Source organism: Lyngbya sp. CCY1209 (assembly GCF_035615495.1).
Classification (GTDB): Bacteria; Cyanobacteriota; Cyanobacteriia; order Cyanobacteriales; family Microcoleaceae; genus Limnospira.
Window position 1 is genome coordinate 1 of the sequence record NZ_JAJENU010000074.1, and the last position, 4,074, is coordinate 4,074.

Below are 4,074 nucleotides of genomic sequence, written 5' to 3' on the forward strand. Positions count from 1 at the left end.
CCCCCACCCGAAATGTTCAGAGAAACCCGGTTTCTATCCCTCTCAATTATCCGCGATCGCACCCGACTGCCAGAACTAAAATGCCGGTTTAAATATTGAAACCGCTTGGGAATCAATTCCCAAGCTAATAGCCAAAATCATCTCAAGATGATTGGGGAGTTGGCGTGAAAAAAACGGCCCAGAACACAATTTTTCCGGCCGAGTCCACTTGAGTGGACTTTTGCTATCAGCCTTGAAATTCATTTCAAGGCGGGTCAATTCGGAGGGAGTAGTAGGTCGAGTTGAATTCATATCAAATCTGATATAAACCGCCCAGGTAATCAGCATACAATTGTTCCGGCCGAGTCCACTTGAGTGGACTTTTGCTATCAGCCTTGAAATGAATTTCAAGGCGGGTAAATTCGGAGGGAGTAGTAGGTCGAGTTGAATTATTATCAGATATTACCCTTCATCCGCGATCGCACCCAACCCCTGCAAATTCTCAATTTGAGCGTCGATCAAACCCGTGGCGTTTTCGATGTTCATATTCAAGTAAATATTGGGAATCTTGACACTCCTCAAACAGCGGCCCGTCTCCCCATGCCAAAACTTCAGCGTCCCATCCGAACTCCCCGTCATCACCCGGGGCAATTTCCGGTCAAACATCACTGAAGTCACCGTATTTTGATGTTCGTCAATGGTATGCAAACAGTCCCCCGTTTTCACATCCCATAACTTGAACGTCGCATCATCCCCGCCACTGCCCACCACCCGACCATCCGCACTCCAATCCACCGACCAAATCCGGCCTTCATGTCCGGACAAACTCCGCCGACAATCGCCATCTTTCAAATCCCAAATTTTCACCGTTTCATCTTCACTTCCACTCAGCAAAAAGCGGCTGTCGCGACTGAATGCGATCGCGCGAATACTATTTTTATGCCCCCGAAACGTTTGCAAACAATCCCCCGTTTTCAAATTCCAAATTTTAATCGTTTTATCATCACTCGCACTCGCCAATATCTCATCCTTCAGGGGATGAAACGCCACCGACCAAATCCAAGCTTCATGTCCCGGCAAAACCATCGCCAAATCGCCCGTTTGCAAATCCCAAATCTTCACCGTCGAATCCTGCCCCCCACTCGCCAAATACAAACCGTCGCGGCTGAATGAAATCGTCCAAATTCCCCCTTGATAATCCTCCGTGTGATACCGCAACGGTTCCCAAGCATCCCCCGTCTCCACATCCCAAAGTCGGATGGTTTCATCGTCCCCGCTACTCGCCACCGTCTTGCCATCGGGACTGAACGCCACCGACCAAACCCAGGCCGTATGTCCGGTTAATGTTTGCAAACAATCCCCCGTTTTCGGATTCCAAAGTCTCACTTTGTGATCCAAATGACTGCTGGCTAAAAATTCCCCGTCCGGACTCACCGCCAACGACCAAACCCAGTTGGTATGTCCCCGCAGGGTTTGCATACATTTGCCGTTTTTACTATTCCAAAGTTTGATAATTTGGTCATTATCTCCCGTCGCCACCGTCTGATTGTCGGGACTGAATGCCAAAGTCCGAATGCCGGTTTTATACTGTTTGGAAGCCGCCCGACATCTCCCCTTTGCGATCGCCCAAAATCGGACCTGGGCATCGAACCCCCCACTCGCCAAACTTTGACCGTCGGGGCTCCAAGCCAACACCTTGATTTCCTTCTCGTGTCCCGACAAAGTGCGATCGCATTTGCCCGTTTCCACATCCCAAACTCTGATAATTTTTTCAAAGCCACAACTGGCAATTTTGTCCCCATTCGGGCTAAACTGGACGCACCAAATCGCATTTCGACTGCCCCAGATAGTTTGCAGCACTTGACCCGTTTTCACATCCCAAAGTTTGATCGTCCGATCTGAACTGCCGCTGGCCAAAATTCGACCGTCCGGACTAAAAGCCACACCCAAAACCCACCCGTCATGACCCGTTATGGTTTGCAACAGTTTACCGCTATTGGCATCCCAAAATTTTATGGTGCGATCGTTGCATCCGCTGGCAATTAATGGTAGAATAGGATGGTAAGCAACCGACCAAACCCACCCCTCGTGTCCCTGCAAAGTGTACAACAATTGACCGTTTCTGGCATTCCAAATTTTGACCGTATAATCCAAACTGCTACTCACCAACTTTTCACCATCGGGACTATAAACCAGAGACACCACCCACCATCGATGTTTCCCAAACGTCAATTCCGGCTGTCCCGTGTCCAAGTTAACCAATCGAATCATCCCCTCGGAATCTCCCGTCGCCAAAAATCCTCCATCCGGAGAAAAATCGAGGGCATGAACCCCGCCGAAAAATTGAGTAAAAACAGTATTTTTAAAATCGCAACCCGAAAAATTCACATCTCGGAGACTGATGCCTTGTAAGTTAGCCTGCCAAATCGCCAATTTAGAAAAATCATAACCGTCCAAATTGACATCCAACTGACACAAAAGATGAATCAAATTGCCCCCGATATAACCGGGAGAAAAGGCATATTTTTGTTGACTTTTAGCAACCAAAGCTGTAAAATAATCGGGTAGCCGTGCCGGTAGAATTTGCAATTTTTCCGATACAGCCGCAATGACGGGATCGACAATCACCCTCACCTGACTGGATTGAATGTAATCCTTCGCCTTCGCCAGCCTCAACCCGTGAGTTCTAAATAAATTAAACTCCCCGGCAACAATTTCTTCCGCCACACTTTCGATCAACTTCTCCGTGACATATTCCATCAACGCCGGTTGCAGGGTAAACCGCTGCCTGTCGTCCGTATGTTCGATCAGCATTCGCCGCCGCAGGGACTGCAAACAGTCCGACAAATGTTGTTGGGAGATATCGCCAACCACATGATCTTTCAATTCCAGGACCGAAACGGGTTCTCGGTGTATCGCCAACCAAAATAAAACCCGATGTTCTTCCGGGGAGGAAACCTGAAAATGCCAGTCGAGGATGTGTTCCTGGAGATCTCGAAAACAGAATTTATTGAATTGCAAAAATTGACCGATATTGCCCGAAAACGAATCTTGAATGTGGGAAGCCGCCAACTTGAGTGCCAAAGGATTGCCTTTATAAGTGTCAATCAGTCGCCTCCATTCGGCTTCAGTTGCCGAAAATTGTCCCTTTTCTTCAAATAACCGTTTGCCCTCATCAACCGTCAACCCTTTTAACTGGAAAAACCGCACGGGTTGATGGTTGCCGGAGAGGGTTTCCAAATGACCGATTTTAGCCCTGCTGGTGAGCAGCAAACAACTTTGATGGTTGACTTGGGCGATTTTATCCAAAAGTTGATGATAATTTTCATAACCGGATTTATACTTGATCTCCGGAATTCCTTGGGTGAGGAGGGTTTCAAAGTTATCGAGAATCAATAAATACCGATTTTGTTGCAAGTACGAGATAACCAGAGAAATCTGTTCGTGAAGGGTGTCCGGCAAGTCGGTGTTTTGCTGGTGGGAGATAAACTGAATCCAGTCTCGGATGATATCTTCGACAGGTGGGGCATTGAGAAGCGATCGGCCAATTATCCCCTGAAAATTATAGCCGAGTTGCTGAGTCAATTTAACCGCCAGACTGGTTTTCCCTTTTCCCGGCAGTCCGACAATGGGAATTAAACGACAGCGATCGATTGTAATCCACTGCCGCAGGGTAGTCAAATCATCTTTTCTACCCAGAAAAAACCGCACATCCGGTGCCTCAGGCCAGTCCACCTCAATATCCGTTGGGGGAGACAGGGAAAAAAGCGACGATTCCAACACCTCTCTGAGGCGGGGTTTGGTGACAGGTTGCCCGAGGACCGAGCCGAGTAATTTCCAGAGTTTAGCCGCTTCCTTTCTGAGGCTATCTGCACTGCGATCGAGGGTTCTTGCCATCTTCACATATCCGTTTCCCTTCAAGGATTCTCGCAGAATGCCGATTTGAATGGGTGTGAGCGATCGGCCTGTTCTCTCCTCCACCAGTTGTCCAACTCGCTTAACAATTTCTTCATTTTTGTGACGGTCCATCGTTCGTCTCCCTGATCTGCAAACTGGGGTCTAAAACCCTCTGTGACGGAACTTGAAGCCCGAATA

At 48.2% G+C, this 4,074-nt stretch carries 1 protein-coding gene; it reads right to left on the minus strand.

Features of this window, described 5'->3' with window-relative positions; translation table 11 throughout:
* Positions 1-441: 441 nt before the first annotated feature.
* On the minus strand, positions 442-4,008 hold the full coding sequence (locus tag LKE08_RS00370; RefSeq protein WP_324702208.1) for an NB-ARC domain-containing protein: 3,567 nt from the start codon (positions 4,006-4,008) through the stop codon (positions 442-444).
* Positions 4,009-4,074: the final 66 nt, after the last annotated feature.

What these genes read in the sequence shown, in the direction of transcription:
- LKE08_RS00370 (WP_324702208.1), bottom strand. Translation starts at nt 4,008, where the DNA reads ATGGACCGTCACAAAAATGAAGAAATTGTTAAGCGAGTTGGACAACTG.